This is a genomic window from Streptomyces viridochromogenes, from assembly GCF_001270495.1.
Lineage (GTDB): Bacteria > Actinomycetota > Actinomycetes > Streptomycetales > Streptomycetaceae > Streptomyces > Streptomyces viridochromogenes_A.
Window position 1 is genome coordinate 183,196 of the sequence record NZ_LGUR01000036.1, and the last position, 23,572, is coordinate 206,767.

18 protein-coding genes are annotated in these 23,572 nt (G+C 69.0%); 13 read left to right on the top strand and 5 right to left on the bottom strand.

Annotation, left to right across the window (positions count from 1 at the left end; translation table 11 throughout):
- Positions 1-128: 128 nt before the first annotated feature.
- The 3 genes from ADK36_RS06820 to ADK36_RS06830 all read right to left on the bottom strand — a co-directional run bounded on the left by ADK36_RS06820 (position 129) and on the right by ADK36_RS06830 (position 4,943).
- Positions 129-2,669, bottom strand: a complete 2,541-nt coding sequence (locus ADK36_RS06820) for a non-ribosomal peptide synthetase (protein ID WP_053196776.1) — start codon at positions 2,667-2,669, stop codon at positions 129-131.
- A gap of 35 nt (positions 2,670-2,704) precedes the next feature.
- On the bottom strand, positions 2,705-3,070 hold the full coding sequence (locus tag ADK36_RS06825) for a cupin domain-containing protein (protein ID WP_048579972.1): 366 nt from the start codon (positions 3,068-3,070) through the stop codon (positions 2,705-2,707).
- Between the two features lie 145 nt (positions 3,071-3,215).
- Entirely contained in the window at positions 3,216-4,943 is a 1,728-nt protein-coding gene (locus ADK36_RS06830; RefSeq protein ID WP_053196737.1) for a condensation domain-containing protein, read from the bottom strand.
- 338 nt (positions 4,944-5,281) lie between these two features.
- Between ADK36_RS06830 and ADK36_RS06835 the strand changes: the two genes are divergently transcribed.
- The 13 genes from ADK36_RS06835 (at position 5,282) to ADK36_RS06895 (ending at position 21,277) form a co-directional block, all read left to right on the top strand.
- Complete coding sequence (locus ADK36_RS06835) at positions 5,282-5,524, top strand: hypothetical protein (RefSeq protein ID WP_053196738.1); 243 nt, start codon at positions 5,282-5,284, stop codon at positions 5,522-5,524.
- An 11-nt stretch (positions 5,525-5,535) separates the two neighbouring features.
- Complete coding sequence (locus ADK36_RS06840) at positions 5,536-7,119, top strand: amino acid adenylation domain-containing protein (protein ID WP_048579974.1); 1,584 nt, start codon at positions 5,536-5,538, stop codon at positions 7,117-7,119.
- A gap of 396 nt (positions 7,120-7,515) precedes the next feature.
- A complete protein-coding gene (locus ADK36_RS06845) occupies positions 7,516-10,062 on the top strand; it encodes an amino acid adenylation domain-containing protein (RefSeq protein ID WP_053196740.1) in 2,547 nt (848 codons plus the stop codon).
- Positions 10,059-11,555 (top strand): argininosuccinate lyase, encoded by a 1,497-nt coding sequence (locus ADK36_RS06850; protein ID WP_053196742.1) that lies wholly within the window; start codon positions 10,059-10,061, stop codon positions 11,553-11,555. The genes ADK36_RS06845 and ADK36_RS06850 overlap by 4 nt, the downstream gene beginning before the upstream one ends.
- Positions 11,552-12,508 carry a kinase gene (locus ADK36_RS06855; protein WP_053196744.1) on the top strand — a complete coding sequence of 319 codons (957 nt, stop codon included), beginning with the start codon at positions 11,552-11,554 and terminating at the stop codon, positions 12,506-12,508. The genes ADK36_RS06850 and ADK36_RS06855 overlap by 4 nt, the downstream gene beginning before the upstream one ends.
- Positions 12,495-14,762 carry a pyridoxal-phosphate dependent enzyme gene (locus ADK36_RS06860; RefSeq protein ID WP_048579978.1) on the top strand — a complete coding sequence of 756 codons (2,268 nt, stop codon included), beginning with the start codon at positions 12,495-12,497 and terminating at the stop codon, positions 14,760-14,762. Before ADK36_RS06855 ends, ADK36_RS06860 begins: the two co-directional genes overlap by 14 nt.
- A gap of 25 nt (positions 14,763-14,787) precedes the next feature.
- Complete coding sequence (gene ltaE / locus ADK36_RS06865) at positions 14,788-15,831, top strand: low-specificity L-threonine aldolase (protein ID WP_078916075.1); 1,044 nt, start codon at positions 14,788-14,790, stop codon at positions 15,829-15,831.
- A 160-nt stretch (positions 15,832-15,991) separates the two neighbouring features.
- The gene (locus ADK36_RS06870) at positions 15,992-17,518 is read left to right on the top strand and encodes an AMP-binding protein (protein ID WP_053196746.1); all 1,527 of its coding nucleotides are present in this window, start codon (positions 15,992-15,994) and stop codon (positions 17,516-17,518) included.
- 38 nt (positions 17,519-17,556) lie between these two features.
- Positions 17,557-17,829, top strand: coding sequence for a phosphopantetheine-binding protein (locus ADK36_RS06875; protein WP_078916064.1), 273 nt, complete (start codon positions 17,557-17,559; stop codon positions 17,827-17,829).
- A gap of 18 nt (positions 17,830-17,847) precedes the next feature.
- On the top strand, positions 17,848-18,606 hold the full coding sequence (locus ADK36_RS06880; RefSeq protein WP_234329696.1) for a class I SAM-dependent methyltransferase: 759 nt from the start codon (positions 17,848-17,850) through the stop codon (positions 18,604-18,606).
- Between the two features lie 55 nt (positions 18,607-18,661).
- The gene (locus ADK36_RS06885; protein ID WP_048579983.1) at positions 18,662-19,324 is read left to right on the top strand and encodes an NUDIX domain-containing protein; all 663 of its coding nucleotides are present in this window, start codon (positions 18,662-18,664) and stop codon (positions 19,322-19,324) included.
- Between the two features lie 101 nt (positions 19,325-19,425).
- Complete coding sequence (locus tag ADK36_RS06890) at positions 19,426-20,412, top strand: aldo/keto reductase (RefSeq protein ID WP_048579984.1); 987 nt, start codon at positions 19,426-19,428, stop codon at positions 20,410-20,412.
- A 61-nt stretch (positions 20,413-20,473) separates the two neighbouring features.
- Positions 20,474-21,277 (top strand): DUF427 domain-containing protein, encoded by an 804-nt coding sequence (locus ADK36_RS06895; RefSeq protein WP_048579985.1) that lies wholly within the window; start codon positions 20,474-20,476, stop codon positions 21,275-21,277.
- On the opposite strand, the gene ADK36_RS06900 is transcribed toward ADK36_RS06895, so the two are convergent.
- Positions 21,267-22,052, bottom strand: coding sequence for a GntR family transcriptional regulator (locus tag ADK36_RS06900; RefSeq protein ID WP_048579986.1), 786 nt, complete (start codon positions 22,050-22,052; stop codon positions 21,267-21,269). The two genes, ADK36_RS06895 and ADK36_RS06900, sit on opposite strands and share 11 nt — an antisense overlap.
- 22 nt (positions 22,053-22,074) lie before the next feature.
- Complete coding sequence (locus tag ADK36_RS06905) at positions 22,075-23,568, bottom strand: CoA-acylating methylmalonate-semialdehyde dehydrogenase (RefSeq protein ID WP_048579987.1); 1,494 nt, start codon at positions 23,566-23,568, stop codon at positions 22,075-22,077.
- Positions 23,569-23,572 lie beyond the last annotated feature (4 nt).

Sequence of the window (23,572 nt, forward strand, 5' to 3'; positions counted from 1 at the left end):
CCAGTCCTTCCGCTTCCCTCAGGTGCGGTCCCACGAGGACCGCACGCCGAAGGCGCCACCCCGACCGGGGCGGCGCCTTTTCCATGGCAAACGCGTGGCGAGAGGGCCGTCACGGGCGTGGCACGAGGTCAGATCAGCGCCGCGAGCTCCGCTACGGTCGGATTCCGGACCAGTATCTGCGCCTTGAGGTTCACGCCGAGGTCTGTCCGGATCCTGTTCCTCAGCCGGGCCGCCAGCAGCGAGTCCCCACCCAGCGTGAAGAACCCTTCGTCGACGCTGACGCGGTCGAGGCCCAGAATCTCGGCGAACATGCCGCACAGCTGTTCCTCGCCGGCCGTGCGGGGGCCGCGGCCGGCACCGCCGCCGTAGTCCGGCGCCGGCAGGGCGGCACGGTCCAGCTTCCCGTTGGGCGTCAGCGGCAGTTCGGACAGCGTGACGAAGGCGGAGGGCACCATGTATTCGGGCAGTGTCCGCCGGATCTGTTCGGCCAGCGCCGCCGGGTCCAGTGCCCGGCCCGCGCTCGGCACCACGTACGCCACCAGGCGCTCGTCGCCCGGCTGGTCCTGCCTGACGATCACCGCGACCTTCCGGACGCCGTCCTGCCGGGCCAGTACGGTCTCGACCTCGCCCAGCTCGATGCGGTACCCGCGCACCTTGACCTGGTCGTCGGTCCGGCCCACGAACATCAGAAGGCCGTCGCGAGTCCAGCGGCCCAGGTCTCCCGACCGGTACATCCGTGCACCCTCACCGTGGAACGGATCGGGGACGAACCGCTCCGCGGTCAGGGCCGGGTTGTCGAAGTAGCCGCGGGCCAGGCCCGCGCCGCCGAGGTACAACTCGCCGACCGTGCCGGGCGGTACCGGATTCAGGTGCTCATCCAGCACGTAGATCCGCCTGTTGTCCATCGGCCTGCCGATGGGGACATCACCCGGCACCTGTTCTGCCCGCTCCAGGCAGTGGTAGGTGACGGCCAAGGTGGCCTCGGTGGGTCCGTACTGGGGGCGCACGGCAAGACCGGGAGCCGCGTCGAGCGCCTTCCGCAAGGCGACCGCCGAGAGCACCTCACCGCCCGTGTACACATCGTGCATCCCGGCGAAGACGTCGGCCGATTCATCGACGAGCATCCGGAACAAGCCGCCGGAGAATATGGCACCGGTCACCCCGTGGCGCCCGACGAGTTCCTTCATGCCCTGCGCGTCCAGGTCACCGGGCGGGGCGATCACCAACTGCCCCTTCCTGAGCAGCGGAGACCAGATCTCACCCGTCGACGGGTCGAACGCCAGCGGCGATTGCACCAGCATCCGTTCCAGCGCCGTGTCCTTCATGGAGCTGTCGAGTGCCAGGCACACCGCACTCTGGTGGGACACCAGGATCCCCTTGGGAACTCCGGTCGAGCCCGAGGTGTACAGGATGTAGGCGGCCTGCTCGGGCAGCGGCTTGCGGTCGAGGTTGTCCGTGCCCACGCCGTCAGCGCTGTCCTCCGTCACGAGGACCGCCTCCGGGGCCCCCTGCGCCGCCTCGTGGTCGGCGTGCGTCGCGTCGGTCAGCAGGATCCGGACGTCCGCGGCCGCCATGATGCCGAGCATGCGTTCCGCCGGATGCGCCAGGTGCAGCGGAAGGTAGCAGCCGCCTGCCTTGAGCGTCGCCAGGACCGCGACGATGAGCTGCGCCGACCGGTCCATCAGGAGGGCCACCGGCTCCTCACGCCGGATGCCGGCCCCGACCAGCCGCCGGGCGAGCGTGTTGGCCCGGGAGTTCAGTTCGGCGAAGGTCAGCGAGATCTCGCCGCTTACCACCGCCACCGCATCCGGCGTCGCCAGGACCCGTGTCTCGAAGAGTTCGACCAGCGTGTGCTCGCCGACCGCGTACTCGGCGCCGCTGGAGGTCTCCAGCCAGGCTTTGCGCTCCTGGCCGGACAGCAACTCCACACGGGACAGCGCGGTGTCCGGTTCGGTGGCGAACGCCGTCAGCACCCGGACCAGACGATCCGCCAGCGACGCGACCGTGGCGGGGTCGAACAGATCGGCGTCGTACGCGATCTCACCGACGATCCCCGCCGGTCCCTGACCGCCCTGCTGACGCTCGGTCAGGGCGATCGAGAGATCGAACCTGGAGGTGCCCGTCGAGCCGGCCCCGGTTGTGGCCTCGTCGTTCACGCGCACACTCACCTGGACCAACGAGCTCCGCCCGGCGTACTGCGCCAGGTCGACGACCTCTGCCAGCCGCTCCACGGACACGTCATGAATCGCGCGAGCCGCACGGTCGGCCCCGCGTGTCCGCTCCACCAACTCTCGCAGAGTCGGATCCCCTGAAGTGTCGATCCGGAGTACGAGGTGATGCGCGAAGAAGTCCGCCGCTTCGCCCTGCGGATCACCGGGCCGCGGCGCTGCCGTAGCTGCGAGGGGAATATCGGCACCAGCCCCCAGCCGGGTCAGCAGTGCGGCCACGGCGGCACTGGCCACCGTCGACATCGACGCCCGAGCTTCCTCGGCGGTCGTGAGAACGGCCCGGTGCGTCTCGGGAGCGATTTCGAACCGGTGCAGTTCCACGGCCGACGAGGCGTGAGCCGGCCTCGGACGATCCGTCGGCAGTGCCAGTTCATTCGGTAGCGAGGCCAGAGTGCGCGAGCAGTGCTCAGTGAGCAGCGCGGCGTCATCTGTGGTCGACATGCCATCCTCCATCCAGCTGGTGGTGATGCCCCGCATTAGTAAGGGCTCTCGCTTTCACTGATGAACCTGACATGCCGTTCATCTTGTTCATTGAATGCAGGTGCCACGGTCAGAACCATCTCCATCGACCCGAAGTAGTGGATTCGGGTGTTCGGCGGGACCGTGATCAGATCGGTGGCGCCGACGGTGACCGCCTCGCCATTCAGGTAGAACACACCCTGGCCGCTGACGACGTAATAGATATAGGAACTCCTCACATTGAAGAATTCCTGAAAGTGTCCTCGCTCGACATTCACGCGAACTACTGTCGCCGACGGATCATCCTGGCCGTAAACAGTCAGGTCGATGCCATGCTTGTTGAATCGGTCCGCTTCTTCGGCCGTGTGTTTGTACGTGGTCATTGTTGAATGCCTCCGGTCATCGGGGCCGGGCACCGCAGGCACCGCCCGGCGCACCTCTCGACAGCGGGCGCCACGAGCGCGGGCAGCGCGGTGCTGCTCGTGCTCGTGGCACCCGGCGTGATCGCGACGGTCGGTCGGCTCGTCGTCAACGCTGGAGGTCGGGGGTCAGCTGACGGCGCGCGGCCGACGCCGCCTCGAGCTGGAGCGGCGACGAGAACTCGAAGAGCAGGCTCGTCGGGGGCCGCCAACCCGAGAGCGACTCGTAGTGCGACAACAACACGGGGACGAGCAGCGAGTAGCCGCCGGCGCGGAAGAAGTCGGTGTCGTCGTCGATGTCGTCGCGTTCCAAGATGTCGCGAAACGCCTGGAGCCACAGCGATTCGGAATACTCTCCGGGGTCGGCAGCCGGTGCGGGCCGGGTGCCGTCGGCGACGGACTCGGCTTCCGGCTGACCCGGCTCGGCGGCCGCCGACGCGGCTGCGTCGGCAGTTCGGAGACCCTCGTGCTCGGCACGGTCGTCACGCACCGACGGCGCGACCACGGCCGGGGCCAGGGTGCCGATCGGCGCGGACGGGTCCGCGACATAGGCGCGGAGAAGGGCTTCGAACTGCGTGGCGAGCAGTTCCACGTCTTCCGGGCCGAACAGCTGGGTTGAGTATTCCCAGACCAATTCGTAAGCGCGGTCGCCGCTGTCCCCGTGGAGGACCTTGTCGGGCATGACGACGACGCTGAGGTCGAACTTGGTGCTGTTGGCGCTCAGGGCGACCTGCATGTCGACCGAGAGGCCAGGTACGTCCACCGTCGGACAGGGTCCGTCATGCATGCCGAACATGATGTTGAACAGGGGGTTGACCAGCCCCCTGCTGCTGCGCTTGAGGGCCTTCACCAGGTCCTGCGTCGGCGCCGCCTCGTGATCGATCGCGTCGAAGATCGCTGTCATGGCATCCGCGGCGACCTCGCTGCCCGGCGTGCGGGGATCGACGGCCAACCGAAGCGGAACAGCGCTGACCATCATGCCTACCGTGCGCTCGAACCCGGCGGGACGGTTGGCGACCGGCAAGCCGATGACCAGATCGTGCTGACCGGAGTGGCGCCGGCAGAGTTCGGCGTAGACCGCCAGCAGCGCGGAGAAGACGGTCTGACCGCTCTCCCGGGCGAGTGCGCGCACCGCATCCATGAGATCGGCCGAGAGCGCCTGCCGATACTGCCCGCCGCGGTGGTCGAACAAAGCAGACCGTCGGGAACCCAGCCCGGGAAACTCAATGCTGAAGTTGGCTCCGTCGAGCTGTTCCCTCCACCATTCGACGTCGGCAGCCACAATCGCGCGGTACTCGCCGGAGGCGGTATACGCGACGTAGTCCTCATAGGAAGGAGCGGCGTCCCTGGCGAAATGCTTGCCGGACACCTCTGCCGAATACTGCCCGAGTACGTCGCTGAGGAACTCTACGGTGGACCTGCCGTCATGCACCAGATGGTGCTCGGTGACGAAGAGCTGCCAATGGCTCTCCGACAGGCGGACCAGCGTCCACCGAGCCAGCGGGGCGGTACGCAAGTCGAATTCGGCGTGCACATGTTGCCGGAGAAGATCTTCCCTTTGTCCTTCGAGATCCTCCGCGCCTCGCAGATCATGCTCAGGAATTTCTATGTGGAGATTCTCCGCGACTTCCTGACGGGCGATCGCAGCGTCCTCATCGCATATCTGAACCCGCATTGCGTCATGTCGTCCGACCGCGTCGACAATGCACTGGCGGAGCACCGTAGGGTTGATTTCGCCGTGAAAGTCGATCACCGCGGTGGCGTGATAGGCGCGGCTATCAGGAACTACCTTTTGCTGCAGCCAAACGATTTGTTGTGAGGCGCTCAGCGGGAACACACCGGGTCTCCTTTTTGATGCGACTGGCGTCGAGTATGCAGGCGCGCAGGTGGTATTCCGGTACTGATACCTGTCAGTACGTCAGAAGAGGTGCCTGATGACCTGGGGCGACGGGGCACGCGGGCACGGGGGCCTCGATCGACGCCCGCGAGGCTGACCAGCGCGCCTGCCTCACGAGGCCGAGGGCAGTGCTACCCGATCTAACACCAACGCGAGGCCACGGTCTCCTAACCGCTGTCAGTACAGGCACAGCCTGGCGATACGTAATCTGGCGCTCCATAAAAAGGTGGTGGTCATCGCGCCGGAGATCGCACGACAGCCGAGGGGGTTGCTGCCTGATGCCGGACCAGCAGCCGCAGCTCGGCGGTGGCCTCGTGGGCAGCGACGCCCCCCAACAGGCCGTGGCGGACGCGGGCCTGTGCGGCGATGACCCCGGCATCCGGGTCGTTGTCGACCCGGCGGGACAGCAACGGCCGGCTGCGGTCATCGCAGGGCGCGAGCCGGTGGAACTCGGGATGTCAGAACCGGCGACGGCGCCCGCGGTCGCGCTCCCCTCACGTCGGGCCGTCCTGAAACTCTGAGAGGCAAACCCATGCGCGATGCAGTAACCGCTGCTCAGCAGCGGTCCTATCTCGATGAAGCCGTCTCCCTGCCTGATCTGTTCCGCAAGGTCGCGGCGATTCGCGGTGCCGGTCCGGCCCTTCGAGACAACGGACGAACGCTGAGCTACCACGAACTCGACCTGGTCTCGGACCGGCTTGCCGCAAAACTCGTGAGGGACGGAGTTCGACCGGGGGACCGGGTCGGGCTGCTTCTGCAACGTTCAGCCGAGATTCCGATTTCCATCCTCGCCACGTTGAAGGCGGGAGCCGCTTATGTGCCGCTCGATCCCACCTACCCGGGCGAGCGTCTTCGATATCTGGTTCGCGATGCCGGGATGAAGCTGGTCATCGGCGACTCCGCGCAGATCACCTCTGCCGGGCTCACGGATATCCGTGTGGTCTCACCGGACACCGCGGGGGAGGAACTGCCGCCGCTGCCGCACATCGACCTCGATGGCAGCGGACTGGCACACATCCTCTACACCTCCGGTTCGACCGGCACCCCCAAAGGCTGCATGATCACGCACCACAGCGTGCTCGAACTGCTGCGCAGCGCGGTGTCGATATTCGATGTAGGTACCGAGGACCGCGTCACGCTCTTCCACCCCTACATCTTCGACTTGTCCGTCTCCGAGTTCTGGCTCTCGATGGCCGCCGGGGCCACGTCGGTCGTCGTCCCCCTCCGGATGGCGCAGTCCGCGTCCGACCTTCTCGCGTTGCTCCACCGGGAAGCCGTGACCGTGATCAGTCAGGTCCCCACATCCCTTCGGGCACTCGCCTACGCCTACGAGGAGGCCGACCGACCGCAACTCGCCCTGCGCTATGTCGTGGTCGGCGGTGAGACCGTGGAACTCAACGTGATCTCCGCCTTCCTGAAGGCATATCAGGGCACCCCGCCGAGGGTCGTCAACGTCTACGGCCCGACCGAGGCCACGTGTTACGCCACATGCCAGGTGCTGACCCAGGCGGACCTCGACGGCCCCGTGCGCTCGCCGATCGGCAAGGCGCTGCCGCACCTGCTCGTCGAGGTGCGCGGCGAGGGGATGGAACCGCTCCCGGACGGTGAGGTCGGCGAACTGGTCATCGCCGGTCCAGCGGTAGCGGTGGGGTATCTGGGGCGGCCCGAGCTGACAGCCGAGCGTTTCGTCGTCCTCGACACCCCGACGGGGCCCCTGCGTTACTACCGGACCGGCGACCTCGCCCGGCGGCTGCCGGACGGCTCCTTCGAATACCTCGGCCGCAACGACCAGCAGGTCAAGGTACGTGGCGTCCGAGTCGAACTCGGCGAGGTGGAGGCATTCCTGCGCGCCCACGAGCTGGTCAGGGACGCGGCCGCCACAGTGGTCACCACGGCGGCCGGCGCCCAGTTCCTCGTCGCCTGCATGGTGCTCGCCGACCAGGCCCCGGAAAAGCCCGAGGCGTTGCTGCGACAGCACATGCTTGATTCCGTACCGCCCTTCATGGTGCCGGACCGCTATCAGTTCGTGCCTGAGCTGCCGTTGACGGGATCAGGCAAGGTGGACCGCCGCGCCGTACAAGAAATGGCAACTCCGCGCCGAACTCGACGCCCTTGAATCCCGCCGGCGGCGGCCCAGATCTGGGCGCCGACCGCACCGCTGACGGCCCAGCCGCCCGAGCCCTGACCGATGTCAGTACGGGTGAACCCCGCAGCTCACTAGCCTGTTCCTCATGAGAGGCCAATTGCCGCCGGGCCGCGAATCGCTTCGCGGCCGAGGACCATCGCCCATCCCGTCGAACTGATTCAAGCGGCACGGTGCCCGCCGCGCAGGCGCACCGATTCCGATCGACTACGCGGCCTGTGAAACGGTCGACCCGACATCGGGCACCTCCGAAGTCCGGCGGCTCGTCACGCCGGTCTCCCATCACGCTCCACAACACGTTTCATTATTCGGGTTAGTTACGTTCTGGAATCCAGGCCGCCACTACGTTCGGCCGGAAAGGCTGGCACTGTGACGGAGCAGGTCGAGGCAGCCCGCGGTCAGCAGTCACGCGGAGTCGGGCCGGTGCGGCCACTCCCCGATCGCCGTGCTCACGAGCTCTTCGAGGAGTGCGCGCGCAACGCGCCGTCGGCCACCGCCGCCGTGCACCGCGGCACGCGCTGGACCTATGCGGAACTCGACGCCGCCGCGGACCGGGTGGCCGGGGCACTCCTGGCGGCCGGACTCCGCCCCGAGGGCGTCGTGGCGGTCATCAGCCAGCGCTCGCTCGACTGGCTGGCCGCGATTCTCGGCATCTTCAAGGCGGGCGGGGTCTATCTGCCGATCGACCCGGCGTACCCCGACGAGCGCATTGCCGGCCTGCTGCGCCGCAGCGGGAGCCAACTGGCGCTGGTCGAGGACGAGGTGTCGGCCCGCCCCATCGAGGCGGCGGCCGTCCACGCGCTTCCCTTGACGCCGGCGGCGGCCGTCGAAGCACGGCCCGGCCGCGTCCCGGACCAGGCGCTCGCCTACATCTACTTCACCTCCGGCTCCACGGGCGCGCCGAAGGGAGCCGCCTGCGAGCACGCCGGCATGCTCAACCACCTGCTGGCGAAGGTGGACACGTTCGGGCTCGAACCGGGCACGGTCGTCGCGCAGACCGCGTCCCAGTGCTTCGACATATCGCTGTGGCAGGCGATCGCGCCGCTCATCGTCGGCGGCAGCACCGTGATCATCGATCCGGAACTGATGCTCGACGTCCCCGCGCTCCTCCGGCTGCTGGCCGCGGAGAACGTCGGCGTCCTGCAACTCGTCCCGAGCTACCTGGACGTGATCGTCACCAGGCTGGAGCGGGGGGACCGGGCGCCCGACTCACTGCGGATGCTCGGCGTCACCGGCGAGGCAGTGAGCCAGCAGGTGCTCACCCGTTGGTTCAAGCAGTGCCCCGGGGTGCCCGTGGTCAACGCCTACGGCGCCACCGAGGCGTCGGACGACACCACGCACGAGGTCATCCGCACCATGGCGGACGGCGACCAGGTCACCGTGGGTGTGCCCATCGCGAACGTCCTCGTCGACGTCATCGGCGCGGACGGCCTCCCGGTGCGGGACGACACGATCGGGGAGATCACGTTCTCCGGTGTCTGCGTCGGCCGGGGCTACATCAACGACCCGGAGCGCACGGCGGAGGCGTTCGGCGAGGATCCGGTCCGGCCCGGCCTGCGGCGCTACCGCACCGGGGACTACGGGCACTGGCTGCCCGACGGACGGCTCCGGTTCGTCGGCCGGCGGGACGAGCAGGTGAAGATCAGCGGGGTCCGGGTCGAGGTCGGCGAGGTCGAGGCCCAGCTCCTGCGGGTGCCGGGGGTCCGGTCTGCGTGTGTGATCGTGATGCCGGACGGCGCGAGCAAACGCCTGGCGGGCTTCTACACCGCCGCGTCGCCGATTCCGGCCGTCCGCGACCTGCTGGCCGAGCTGCTGCCGCTCCAGCTGGTCCCGCGTACGCTGCGCTGGCTGCCCGAACTCCCGCTCACCGACAACGCCAAGGTCGACAAGCGCGCACTGGCGGATCTCGAGACCAACAGCGCGAGCGGCAACAGCCTGACGCCGCCGCAGACCGCCACCGAACGGCGGATCGCCACCGCGTGGGCGGAGGTACTGGGCCTGCCGCTCGACGAGGTCGGCCGCAACGACGACTTCTTCGCACACGGCGGCGGCTCGCTGGCGGGAGTGCGGCTCGTCGTGCAGCTCGGCGGACTCATCTCGCTCGTGGACCTCATGGCGCACCCGGTGCTGGCCGACCTGGCCGCGGCGGCCGACGGGGCCGACGGAGGTGATTCCCCGCTGCTCCAGGCACTCTCGGTGCCGGACCACGCGACCGTGGCCCTGGTGTGCGTGCCGTACGAGGCGGGCAACGCGCTCAACTTCGAGGCCATGGCACGGGCGTTGGCCGCGTCGGACGTGGCGGTGTACGCGGTGGAGCTGCCCGGCCATGACGTCGCCCGGCCGGACGACGAGTTGGTCGGCCTCGACCGGATCGCCGGCCGGCTGAGTCAGGAGATCCTCGACCGGATCGAGATCCCCGTGGCGCTCTGGGGCCATGGCGCCGGCGTGGCGCTCGCGCTGGAGACCGGCCGATCGCTGCAAGCCGCCGGAACGCCTCCCCGACACCTGTTCCTGGCCGCGGCCGAACAGCGGGAACCCACCGGCCGCGAACCGGCAGACCCCGACTCGGCCGACGTGGGCGCCTGGCTGCGCGATGCCGGCGCGCTCACCGACGTCGACCAGTGGCGGTCGACCCGCGGCGAGCTGATCGAGCGCGCCTACCTGCATGATCTCGGCGAGGCGGAACGCTATCTGGCTGCTTTGGCCGGGACCCTCGACCTGCCCGCGACCATCATCACGATCCCACGAGCACCGGGCGAGAGCGATGTGGCGGCACGCTGCGCGGCCGTGCTCCCCGCGGCGCGGATCACCCGGTTCGAGGACGCGGGTCGCTACCTCGTCCGCAGCCACCCCGCCGCGGCGGCGGATCTGGTCTCCGCGACCATCGCGGCCACCGAGGAAGGCGGCACCCGTTGAGGCTGACCGGTCGGCTTGCGGCAGCGCCCGACGATTTCATCAGGCAGGAGTTCCTCGAGCCGCAGTTCCGGCACGAGGTCGCCCACCTGCTGCCCTGGTACGTACTGATCGAGAAGGCGCTCCTGCGCGAGTACCACCGGCTCGGCGTCCTGTCGGCCCGCCAGGTGGAACAGCTCGCGGCGGCGCTCGACGGACTGACCCCGCAGGAGCTGACCGCCGGTGCCGGCGCGGCTCTCTCCGACATCGCGCTGGCGATGGAGACCCGTGTCGCCAAGGCCCTCCCGGAGCCCGTGCCGGCCTGGCACGTCGACCGGAGCCGCAACGACCTGCAGGCATGCGCCCAACTGCTGTACGGACGTGAGCAGGTGAGCGAGATCGCGGCCATGCTCGGTGAGCTGGCAGAGGTCGCGCACGAGCGGGCGGCCCAAGACGTCACCTCTCCCATGCCCGGGTACACGCACCTCCAGTCGGCGCAGATCATCACTCCGGGCTTCTATCTCAGCGCCGTGGTGGAACATGCGCTGCGCGCCTCGTCCAGGCTGCTCGGCACCTACGACCGCATCAACTTCTCGCAGCTCGGTGCCGGTCCCATGGCCGGCCAGGAACTGGCCTGGGACCGCGACTGGTTGGCGCAGGCGATCGGCTGCGCCGGCCCCGTCCCGCACGCACTGGCCGCGGTCGCCTCGCGGGAGTGGCTGCTCGACGTCGCCGCCGACATCGCCTCCGCGGGCGTGGGATTCAGCCGCTTCCTGACCGACCTCATGGCGTGGTCGTCGAGCGCCTACGGGTTGGTCGAGCTGCCGGACGAGCTGGCCGGCATCTCCGCGGCCATGCCCCAGAAGAAGAACTACCCCCTGCTGGAGCGCCTGCGCGGTCGCACCGGCCACCTGACCGCCTTCTACGTCGACTTCGCCACCGGCCAGCGGAACACGCCGTACAGCAACATGGTGGAGGTCTCCAAGGAGGCGGGCCTGCACGCGAGCACGATGTTCGACGCGATCCGCGCGGTGCTGACCGGATTCACCCTGGTCGTCGACAGGCTCCAGTGGCGCACCGGCCGGATGCGCGCGGCCTGCGAAGAGGACCACTTCGGCGGCTTCAGCCTGGCCAACGAGCTGACCCTGCGGGCCGGCGTACCGTGGCGGACCGCTCAGGTCATCGCAGGCCGATACGTCACCGCCGTGCTGGCCGAGGGCGACGGCCGCGCCGGGCTCAGCAACCCGGCGGCACTGGGCTCGGCGGCTCGCGAGGCGGGCCATCCGCTGGACGACCCCGCCTCCTACCTGACGAACTCCGTGGACGTGGACGCGCAGCTGCGCGCGAAGGTGTCCGCCGGCTCGGCCAGCCCCGACTCCGTGGTGGCGCTGCTGGCCGAGCAGCGCAAGCGACTCGACGCGCTGACGGCGGAGTGGAACGCACGCGGGGCCACGGTGCGGGACGCGATCGCGGCCACCGACGCCGCCCTGCGGCCCACGCCCGGGGGAGTCGTATGACGAGCCGGCAGCTCATCCAGCCACTGGCCAAGGACCACGGGTCTCCCGCTCGGGCCGTCGCCGTCAGCTCCGCCTTCGGCACCTTCGGGGAGTTGTTGCAGGGCGCGCTGCCCGACGACGGGCCCGACTTCCTGGTCACCCTGCCCATCGCCAGGTGGGCCACCGCGACGTTCGAGTACGACAGCGCGCACGACAGCGTCGAGGTGTTCCCGGCCACGAAGACGAAGGCCCGCAGGGTCGCCGAGGCCGTGCTGGCCCGGCACTCCGGCGGCGGCGGATCGCTGAGGCTCAGCGGCTCGCTCCCGGAGGGGAAGGGCCTGGCGAGTTCCTCGGCCGATCTCGTGGCGACGGCACGGGCGGTGGCGAGCGCGGTCGGCGTCGACCTGCCGCCGCAGGGCATCGAGAACCTGCTGCGGCAGATCGAGCCGACGGACGGCGTCATGTATCCGGGAGTCGTGGCGTTCGAGCACCGCAATGTCGCCCTGCTGGCCCGATGCGGCGTCCTGCCGCCGATGACCATCGTGGGCATCGACGAGGGCGGCACCGTGGACACCGTCGCGTTCAACAGGATCCCCAAGAACTTCACGGCGGCGGAGCGGGACGAGTACGCCCGGCTGCTGGACGAGGTCCAGAGGGCGGTACGGGCCGGTGACGCGGCCGCGATCGGCCGGGTGGCGACCCGTAGCGCCCACCTCAACCAGCGCCTGTGCCGCAAGCGGACGCTGAACGCGATGACCGCCCTCAGCGCCGAGATCGGCGGGGTCGGTGTGGTCACCGCGCACAGCGGGTCGACGATCGGGCTGCTGCTCCCGCATGACGTCCCGGGCTTTCGGAGCCGACTGGCCGTGGCCATCAACCGGTGTGGTCAGCTCGTGCACCGCGAACGGGTGCTCTGCTACCAGACCTTGGGTTTCGAGCGGACAGGAATCGGAACAAGCAATGATCTTCAATGACCTTGTCGACGCGATCGGGCACACGCCCGTCGTGCGGCTGCGGGCGGCGCCCGCGGACGTGACGGTGGTGGCCAAGCTCGAACTCCAGAATCTGTTCGCGATGAAGGACCGGGTCGCCCGCCAGGTCATTCGCGAGGCCCGCGAGAACGGGGTGCTGGCCCCCGGCGCGCCGATCATCGAGAGCTCCTCGGGCACCATGGCACTGGGGCTCGCCCTGGCGGGCCACGCGCTCGGTCATCCGGTGCACATCGTGACGGACCCCCGCATCGACGCGATCACGCTGGCGAAGCTGACGGCACTCGGCTGCTCGGTGCACGTGGTCGAGGGAATGACCTCGAACGGCTGGCAGAGTGCCCGGCTGGAACGGTTGGCCAGCCTGCGGGAGGAGTTCCCGGGGGCGTTCTGGCCGCGGCAGTACTCCAACCCGCAGAACCCGCTCGCCTACGCCGCACTGGCCGAGGAACTGGTCGCGGACCTGGGCGGGATCGACGTGCTCGTCGGCGCGGTCGGCAGCGGCGGATCGCTGTGCGGCACCGCCCGCGCCCTGCGCCGGGCGCTGAAGGCCGCGGGCAGGTCCGCTCCGCTGCGGGTGGTCGGCGTCGACGCCGTCGGCAGTGTCCTCTTCGGCCAGCCGGACCAGCCGGGACGTAAGCAGAGCGGAATCGGCAACAGCCTGATCCCGGGCAACCTGGACTACGCGCACATCGACGAGATCCACTGGCTGAACGACCGGGAGGCCTTCGCCGCGACCCGCGATCTCGCCCGCGACGAAGGCATCTTCGCCGGGAACTCCTCGGGATCGGTCTACCAGGTGCTGAAGCACCTGGCCGCCACCGTCGCACCCGGCACCCGCGTCGTCGGCATCTTCCCGGACCGGGGCGACCGATACGTGGACTCGATCTACGACGACACCTACTGGCAGCAGGCCGGCCTTGCCGAACTCCCCCTGCGGACCGAGCCGTTGCACGTGCGCTACGGCACCGAGGTCAGCGGCTGGGCACGGGCCGAGGTGCCGTCCACGCCGCGCAAGCGCCTGGTGTTCGTCGAGTCGAACACCACGGGCACCGGGATGCTCGCGTTCGCGCGCGCCAGGGACCTCGGCCTGGCACCTGTGCTGCTCACCAATCGGCCCGGCCGGTATCCCGGCATCGGCGAAGCCGACTGCGAGATCATCCGCTGCGACACCAACAGCGCGGACGGGCCGGCGGCCGCCCTGCGTGCCCACTTCGCCCCCGACGAGGTGGCCGGCGCCACGACCACCAGCGAGTTCTACCTGGAGGCGGCCGCTTCGCTGGCCGAATCGCTCGGTCTGCCCGGCAACCCGCCCGCGGCAGTGGGCGCGTGCCGCCGCAAGTCGGCCACCCGCCGGTTGCTGGCGGACGCGGGACTGCCCCAGCCGGTCTCGACATCCGTGACGCGGGCGGCCGACGTGCCCGAGGCGGTCGCGGCCGCGGGCCTGCCGTGCGTGGTCAAGCCGGCCTCGGACTCGGCGTCGACGGGAGTGCTGCTGTGCACCTCCGTCGAGCAGGCCCAGGAGCACGCCGCGAAGCTGCTCGCGATCACGCACAACGTGCGTGAGCAGGCCGTCCCGCCGGAGGTGCTCGTCGAGGAGCTCGTCCAGGGACCGGAGTTCAGCGTGGAGACGATCTTCGCCGACGGCGCGCTCCATCTGGTGGGCATCACCCGGAAGTCGGTGTCGCCCCCTCCCTCGTTCGTCGAGCTGCGGCACGCTTTCCCGGCGCCTCTGGAGGAGGCCGAGTACCGCGAGATCGAGCAGGTGGTACGGGCGGCCATCAAGGCGATCGGGCTGCGACACGGCGCCTGCCACACCGAGCTGCGCCTGACCGCGGCGGGGCCGACGATCATCGAGATCAACGCCCGGCTCGCGGGTGGCATGATTCCCGAGCTGATCAGGCTGGCCGGCGGACCCGACCTGCTGACCCAGCAGCTGCGCGCGGCGGCCGGGATGGCCGTCGAGCTGCCGCGGGGAGCACTGACCCCGACCGGGGTCGCGTTCATCACGAGCTCCGCGGAGGGGCGGCTGGCGAGCCTGGACGGCGTCGAGTCGGCCCGGCTGTCGGCCGGTGTCGCCGAAGTCCGGATCGCGCGTAGGCCGGGCGACCCGGTACGCCCGGCCACCGATGCCTATGACCGGATCGGTTACGTCATCGCCTCGGGCGACTCGGTCGCGCAGCTCGACCAGTCGCTCGATTCAGCGCTGGGCCGCATCACCGTCCGGTTGACCAACGACTGAGCGAGGGCGAGCTGACATGGCTGACATGATCGAAATGAGAAGCGACACCTTCACGCTGCCCACCGAGCAGATGGTGTCGGCGATGACCCAGGCGGTGCTCGGGGACGACGTGTACGGCGAGGACCCGACGGCCAACCGGCTGGAGGAGCTCGCCGCGAAGAGCGTCGGCAAGCCGGCCGCGTGTCTGATGCCCAGTGGAACGATGGCGAACCTCGCTGCCCTCCTGGTGCATGTGCCACGGGGCGGGAAGGTGCTCGTCGGCAACGAGAGCGACATCTACCTGTACGAGGCCGGCGGGGCGAGTGTCTGCGGCGGCGTCGTCTACGAGCCGATACCCACCCGGCCTGACGGTACTCTCGCGCTGGACGACCTGGCCGCGGCCTTTCCGCCCGACCCGGACGACCCCCAGTTCGCCCTTCCGGGGCTCATCTGTGTGGAGAACACCCACAACCGGATGGGCGGCCGGGTGCTGAGCCAGGCGTATCTGGCCGAGCTCAGGCGCTTCGCCACCGGGCACGGCATCCCGGTGCACATGGACGGCGCCAGGATCTTCAACGCCGCCGTGGCCACGGGCGTGCCTGCGGAGCAGATCGCCGCCCACGCCGACTCGATCCAGTTCTGCCTGTCCAAGGGCCTGTCGGCACCCATCGGCTCGATCCTGGCGGGGGAGGCCGACTTCATCGAGAAGGCCCGGCGCATCCGCAAGATGCTCGGTGGCGGAATGCGGCAGGCCGGTGTCTTCGCGGCGGCCGGGCTGGTTGCGCTGACCTCCATGATCGACCGGCTGGCCGAGGACCATCAGCGCGCGGCTCAGCTGGCGGCGGGCCTGGCGGAGGTGGACGGGATCGACGTCGACCCGGGCTCGGTCACCACGAACATCGTCCTGTTCCGGGTCACGGCGAACGGGCTGGATGACGACCGCTTCCTGCACGCCATCAAGCAGCGCGGGCTGGTGATGGGCGAATTCGGTCACGGCCGGATCAGGGCCGTCACGCATCGCGGTCTCAGCGCGGCAGACGTCTCCGCCGCGGTGGCGATAGTGGCGGACGTGGTGCGCGAGGCGAGCTGAAACCGTCAGTGCTGGGGTCGAAATACAGGGGACAGACGCACCTGACGGATGTCAGTACAGTTCGATGCGCCGCTCGGTAATCTATTGGTTCGGAAATAGGAAATCAGCCGTCACGCCGAAGAATAATTTCGCAGCCGAGGGCCGGGGGTTCGCAAGGCTTATGTCTCTCACATTGGTCGAGCGATTCCTGCGCGGACTGGAGGTCTCCCCGGACCGCCCCGCCGTGCGGATCGGCTCGGACGTCGTCACCTATCGAGAGGCGCACAACACGGCCCTGCGCTGGGCGGGGTCGCTCATGGCGGACGGGACTCCCCGCGCGGTCGGAGTCCTGGCGGGCGGCAAGAGCACGACATCCTACGTAGGTCTGCTGGCGGTGCTGTACGCGGGCGCCACCGTGGTTCCGCTGCTGCCGAACTTTCCCGCCGCCCTCACCCGCTGGATGATCAAGCTGGCCGGGGTGGACACACTGATCGTCGACGACCGCGGTCTGGCGGTCCTTCCGGAGATCACCGATCAGGAAACGGCCGTTCGCGTCCTCGACACCGGCGGTTTCGGCGACAGCTTTCCGACCATTCCCGTGACTTCGCGTACGGATATTTTGGCACCGGTTCAAGTGGCGCCTTCGGACCAGGCGTACATTCTCTTCACGTCGGGTTCGACCGGGGTCCCGAAGGGGGTTCCGATATCGCACGGAAGCTTCACGCACTATTTCGATCTGCTGGACAGGCGGTGCGACTTCGGGCCGGACGACGTGATCTCCCAGACCTTCGATCTGAACTTCGACTGCGGCATACACGTCGTGTTCGCCGCATGGGGCGCGGGCGCGACGGTGCAGGCGGTACCACCGTCGGCGTATCGGGATCTGCCCGCATTCCTCGCCGAGCACGGGATTACCGTGTGGTACTCCACACCGAGCGGTATCTGGATGGCCCGGGAGATGGGCGGGCTGGAAAAGGGCGCGCTCGACTGCCTGCGGTGGTCGTTCTTCGCGGGTGAGGCGCTGCGTTGTCGGGATGCCGCGGACTGGCAAGCTGCCGCACCGGGATCAAAGGTGGAGAACCTTTACGGACCGACCGAGCTCACGATCACCATCTCCTGGCATCGCTGGTCGGGCGAGGAGTCGGAAGGGCGCGGCGTCAACGGAACCGTGCCGATCGGGAAGGTGCATGAGGCCCACGACTTCCGCCTGGTGACCGAGCAGGGGCGACGGTCATCGGTGGAGGGTGAACTGTGGGTCACTGGTCCGCAGATGGCGTCCGGGTACCTCGACCCGGCTGACGAGGAAGGCCGGTTCGTCGATCTGGACGGCCGGCGCTGGTACCGCACGGGCGACCGGGTGCGCGCGCATCCGGACGGCGAACTCGCCTATGTCGGCCGCCTGGACTCGCAGGTGAAGGTGCACGGGTGGCGCGTGGAGCTGGCGGAAGTCGACCACGTGGTGCGCGAGTGCGACGGAGTGCGCGGCGCGGTCACCGTCACCAGGACCGCGCTGCACGGAACGGAGCTGGTTGTGTTCTACACCGGCGACGAAGTGCCGGAGACGGTGTTGGCCGATGGTGTGCGCGCCGTACTGCCGGACAGCGTTCTGCCCCGCCGATACGTACACTTGGCAAATTTCCCGCTGAATTCCAACCGGAAAGTCGACCGGATCGCGCTGCGGGAGCGGGCCGCCGAATTGGCCGGTTGAGCAGGGCGTCGACATCATGAAGGTGACGGAAGGCGGCTATGGCTAACTCGTCCGAATCTGTAGCGGAAAATTCTACGCTCGCCACTCCACAGACGGAATCCGAGCAGATGCTGGCCGCCCTCTGGGAGGAACTGCTCGATCTGTCGCCTTCGAGTGTAGGTCGCAACGATGACTTCTTTGAAATAGGGGGCAGCTCGCTCTCGGCGATCCGGCTCGTCGTCAAGCTCGAAAAGCGAGTGTCGTTGCTCGATGTTACAAACAGTCCGGTGTTGTCCGATCTTGCGGCAATGCTCGACGACAGGAAATTCTGATCGAGAAGGGGTGACGGGGTGTCGGACAACGATCCTCGGGCAAGGCTGTTGCGTGCGATGGAGTACCGCCAGGAATTTGATGAGCGACTCGGTCGAATCGAGCAGCAAACGCCGTTTGACTCGGTTCATGATGTGGACACCACGGAATCGGTCGAACTGTGGGAGCTTCCTGACGCGGACCAAATGTGGGTAGGGCGAAACGCCAGGTATTCGCCAACACCGGTCCGTACCGTGCGTAATGCCCTCGGCAAGTGCGACGTCCGGCATGAGGAAGTGACGTTCGTCGACGTCGGTTGCGGGAAAGGCCGAGTCCTGTTGCTGGCGGCTGAGCTTCCCTTTCGCCGGATTGTCGGAGTGGAGGCATCGAAGGCTCTCTGCGACATTGCCCGGAGTAATGTGGAGAAGGCTTCGGGAACCCGCGACGGCTGCGACCGGATTGAAGTGGTGCATGCCGATGCCACGAAATTCGACATTCCGGACGACGCGGGGCTCTTCTATTTCTACGAGCCCTTTTCGGTAGACGTCTCCCTGGCGGTTCTGGAAAGGATCGAGGATTCGGTCCGGCGGCATCCCCGCAACGTGGTTCTCTGCTTTACCGGAAGAGGTCAGCCGGATGGGCAGGGGAGCGATCTCGAGACGACGCCGGTAGCGGCTTCGGCTGCGGAGATGCGGGCCCGGTGGAACCTGGTCGAGATCGTTCCGTCTCCGGACGCGGAGTTCTACGATTCCTTCCTGTACGAGTACGTGGAGGAGACGCAGGCCGACATCGAGGACTGAAGGATGGTAGAAGCGGGGTCATGACCAACTCGCTCATCCATCCGGCCGGTGCCCGATGACCGCCGGCATCGACACCCCCGACCGCCGTGGCCGCACCGGACTCGACCAGGCCGGCCGGGACCTGACGGGCAATCCGCGGGTCAAGGTGCGGGACGTGCGGCTGCTGTCCAGCCACTGGTACGTCGAGCGCGCGACGACCTTCGACTTCCAGCACGCCGACGGCACCTGGAGCACCCAGCAGCGCGAGACGCACGACCGCGGCAACGGGGCCACCATGCTGCTGTACGACGCCGAACGCGAAACCGTCCTGCTCACCCGCCAGTTCCGCTTCCCGGTGTACGTCAACGGCCACCCCGACGGCATGCTCGTCGAGACGCCCGGCGGGCTGCTCGACGACGATGACGAGCACCCGGAGATCGCGGTGCGGCGCGAGGTGGTGGAGGAGACCGGGCACACCATCGGGGACGTCCGGCACGTCTTCGACGTCTATATGAGCCCGGGCTCGGTCACCGAACGCGTCAGCTTCTACGCCGCCGCCTACGGCCCCGCGACCCGCACCCACGAGGGCGGCGGCCTGGACGAGGAGGGCGAGGACATCGAGATCGTCGAACTGCCCTTCCGCCGGGCCCTGGAGATGATCCGTACCGGGGAGATCGCCGACGCCAAGACGATCATGCTGCTGCAATGGGCGGCGCTGGAGGGCCCGTTCGCCAAGTGAAGCCAACCGGGCGCCCACGCCCTTGACTTGAAGTGCGCTTGAAGATGAAGACTCCCGTTCGTGCCCCACATCCGGGCGCGCGAACGGGAGGAGACCCACTCATGAAGTACCGCACCATCGGGACCGCCCCGAACACCCGCCGCGAGGTCAGCGTCCTCGCGCTCGGCGCGATGCTGTTCGGCTCACGGACCGACGAGGCGACCTCCTTCGCCGTACTCGACCGCTATGTCGAGGCCGGTGGAACCTTCGTCGACACGTCCGACAACTACGCCTTCTGGACCGACGGCGGCCAGGGCGGACAGAGCGAGGAACTGCTCGGCCGCTGGCGCCGAAGCCGCGGCATCGGCGACGAGATCGTCATCGCCACCAAGCTCGGCGCCCGCCCCCTGGCCCCCGGCACCGGCTACGTCGACAACGCCGAGGGCCTGTCCGCGAAGGTGATCCGCGAGTCCGCCGAGCGCAGCCGCGACCGGCTCGGCGTGGCGAAGCTGGACCTGCTCTACGCCCACATCGAGGACCGGCGGGTCCCCCTCCAGGAGACCGTCGAGGGGTTCGCCGAACTGGTGAACGAGGGCACGGTCGGCCTCCTCGGCGTCAGCAACCACGCGATCTGGCGGGTCGAGCGGGCCCGCACCCTCGCCGCCACCGCCGGACTGCCCGGCTACGAGGTGCTCCAGTACGCCCACAGCCACCTGCGGCCCCGCCTCGACGTACCCGAGGGCCTGTTCCCCGACGGCAGCCTCGGCCACGCCGGCCCCGACCTGCTGAGCTATCTGCGCGCCGAGCCGGGGCTGACCCTGGTCGCCTACTCGCCGCTGCTGAAGGGTGCCTACACCCGCCCGGACGTCGAGCTGCCCGGCGACTTCGACCACCCGGGAACCCCGGCCCGCCTCAGGGTGCTGCGCGAGGTCGCCCAGGAGACGGGTGCCACCGTCAACCAGGTCGTCCTGGCCTGGCAGATCGGCGCCGAACTGCCGATCATTCCGCTGGTCGGTGCGTCGTCGGTGGCCCAGCTGGAGGAGAGCCTGGCCGCCGTGGACCTGGAGCTGACCGCGGACCAGCGGGCCCGGCTCGACGCGGCCCACTGACGACCCGGCCGACCGAATGCTCCCGGAGTACCCTCCGAAGAGGAGCCGAAGGAGAGTGGCCATGCCTCTGTTCCCCAACGAGCGGAACGTCCGTACGACCCCCGAAGGCCTCCTGTGGGAGCCCAGCGAGCGCTGGGTGCGCGGCCGCAAGGGTGACGTCACCGTCGTCGACAGCCGGCACCCCGTGCTGGTCTGGGAACCCGATCTGCCCGTGCCGTGCTACACGTTCCCACGCGACGAGGTCCGTACGGACCTCCTCCGCCCGGCCAAGAGCCCGTCACCGGGCAAGCACACCGGGTCGCAGATCTTCTACGACCTCGAAGCCGACGGAGCACTGCTGGAGAACGCGGCGTGGACCTTCCCCGTCGCCGACCTCGCCGGGCACATCTCCTTCGAGTGGTTCCGGCGTTGGGGAACCGGCCTCGACCACTGGTACGAGGAGGAGGAAGAGATCTTCATCCACCCCCGCGACCCGCACAAACGGGTGGACGCCATGCGAAGCAGCCGCCATGTACAGGTCGAGATCGAGGGCACGGTCGTGGCGGACACGCACCGTCCGGTGCTGCTGTTCGAGACCGGGCTGCCGACCCGCTACTACATGCCCCGCGAGGACGTCCGGCTCGACCTGTTCGAGCCCACCGACCACCGCACCGGGTGCCCCTACAAGGGCACGGCCCAGTACTGGAACTGGCGTGGCGAGGGCGAGGTCCCGCACAACATCGTCTGGAGCTATGCCGAGCCGCTGGCCGCGGTGGCCCCCGTCCAGGGGCTCTTGGCCTTCTACAACGAAGCGGTGGGGATCACCGTGGACGGGGAGCGCCTGGAGCGGCCGGTCACGTTCTTCACCGCGAGCCTCAAGGCCTGACCAGCAGCTGGAAGTCGAACGCGTACCGGGACGCGCGGTAGATGTGCGTCCCGTACTCGACCGGCCGGCCCGTGTCGTCGTACGCCGTGCGCTGCATGGTCAGCAGCGCCGTGCCCTCCTTCTCGTCGAGCCGCTCGGCCTCCTCGGCGGTGGCGCTGCGGGCGCCGACGGTCTGGCGGGCGCTGTGCAGGGTGATGCCGACCGCGCGCATCATCCGGTACAGGCCCGTCGACTCCAGCCGGGCCGTGTCGAGATCGAGCAGGCCCGCGGGCAGGTAGTTGCAGAGGATGGCCACGGGCTGGCCATGCGTGCTGCGCAGCCGCTCCAGCAGCGTGACCTCGCTGCCCTCCGCGATGCCGAGCGCGGCCGCGACATCGGCGGCCGCCGGAACGCGCTCGTTGCGGACGACCTCCGTGGTCGGGCCCTGCCCGGCCGCCTCCAGGTCGTCGTAGAGGCTGCTGAGCTCCAGCGGGCGCTTCACCTGGCTGTGCACCACCTGGGTGCCCACCCCGCGCCGCCGGACCAGCAGCCCCTTGTCGACGAGTGACTGGATGGCCTGCCGGACGGTGGGCCGGGACAGGCCCAGCCGCACCGACAGGTCGACCTCGTTGCCCAGGAGGTTGCCCGGAGCGAGGACCCCGTGCTCGATCGCCGCCTCCAGCTGCTGGGCGAGCTGGTAGTACAGCGGCACGGGACTGCCCCGGTCCAGGGCGAAGTCCACCGAGTCCAGTGCGGAGCCGGGCACGGCCCGTGTCGAGCCGCGGGTCTTCGCCATGGGACGACCTCCCTGTCAGGTGTCAGGAGTTGCTGGGGAACCCGAGGTTGATGCCACCGTCGGACGGGTCGGGCCAGCGCGTGGTGATCACCTTGCCCTGCGTGTAGAAGGCGATGCCGTCGTTGCCGTAGACGTGCAGATCGCCGAAGAGCGAGTCCTTCCAGCCGCCGAAGGAGTGGTAGCCCACCGGCACCGGGATCGGGACGTTCACGCCGACCATGCCCGCCTTGACCTCCAGCTGGAAGCGGCGGGCGGCGCCGCCGTCCCGGGTGAAGATCGCGGTGCCGTTGCCCCAGCGGGAGTCGTTGATGAGCTTGATGGCCTCGTCGTACGTCTCCGCGCGGACCACGGCCAGCACCGGGCCGAAGATCTCGTCCCGGTAGGCGTCCGCCGTCAGCGGCACCCGGTCCAGCAGCGAGACACCGAGGAAGAAGCCGTCCTCGTGGCCCTCGACGCTGTAACCGGTGCCGTCCACGACGACCTCGGCGCCCTGCTCGGCGGCGCTCGCCACGTACGAGGCGACCTTGTCGCGGTGCTCGCGCGTGATCAGCGGGCCCATCTCGGAGGCCGGGTCGTTGCCGGGACCGATGCGCAGGGCCTTGGCCCGCTCCGCGATCTTGCCGACCAGCTCGTCGCCCGTGTCACCGACCGCGACCACGACCGACACGGCCATGCAGCGCTCGCCCGCCGAGCCGTACGCGGCGTTGATCGCCTGGTCGGCGGCGAAGTCCAGGTCGGCGTCGGGCAGGACCAGCATGTGGTTCTTGGCGCCGCCCAGGGCCTGCACGCGCTTGCCGTGCTCAACTGCCTTGAGCTGGATGTACTTCGCGATCGGGGTCGAGCCGACGAAGGAGACCGCCTCGATGTCGGGGTGCTCAAGCAGCCGGTCCACGGCCACCTTGTCGCCCTGGACGACGTTCAGCACACCGTCCGGCAGCCCGGCCGCGGAGGCCAGCTCGGCCAGCCGGTACGACGCCGACGGGTCCTTCTCGCTCGGCTTCAGCACGAAGGTGTTGCCGCACGCGATGGCCAGCGGGAACATCCACATCGGCACCATGGCCGGGAAGTTGAACGGCGTGATGCCGGCGACCACACCGAGCGGCTGCCGGATCGAGGCCACGTCCACCCGGGTCGACACCTGCGTCGACAGCTCGCCCTTCAGCTGCACGGAGATCCCGCAGGCCAGCTCCACGATCTCCATGCCGCGCGCCACCTCGCCCAGCGCGTCGGAGTGCACCTTGCCGTGCTCGGCGGTGATCAGCTCGGCGATCTCGTCGCGGTGCGCGTCCAGCAGTTCCCGGTACTTGAACAGGATCGCCGTGCGCTTGGCCAGGGAGGACTCCCCCCAGCTCTCGAACGCGGCCTTGGCGGAGGCGACGGCGGCGTCCACCTCGTCGACGGTCGCGAAGGCGACCTGCTTCTCCTGGGCGCCGGTGGCCGGGTTGTAGACGGGGGAGAAGCGGCCGGAGCCGCCCTCCACGGGCTTGCCGTCGATCCAGTGGGTGATGGTCTTCATGGTG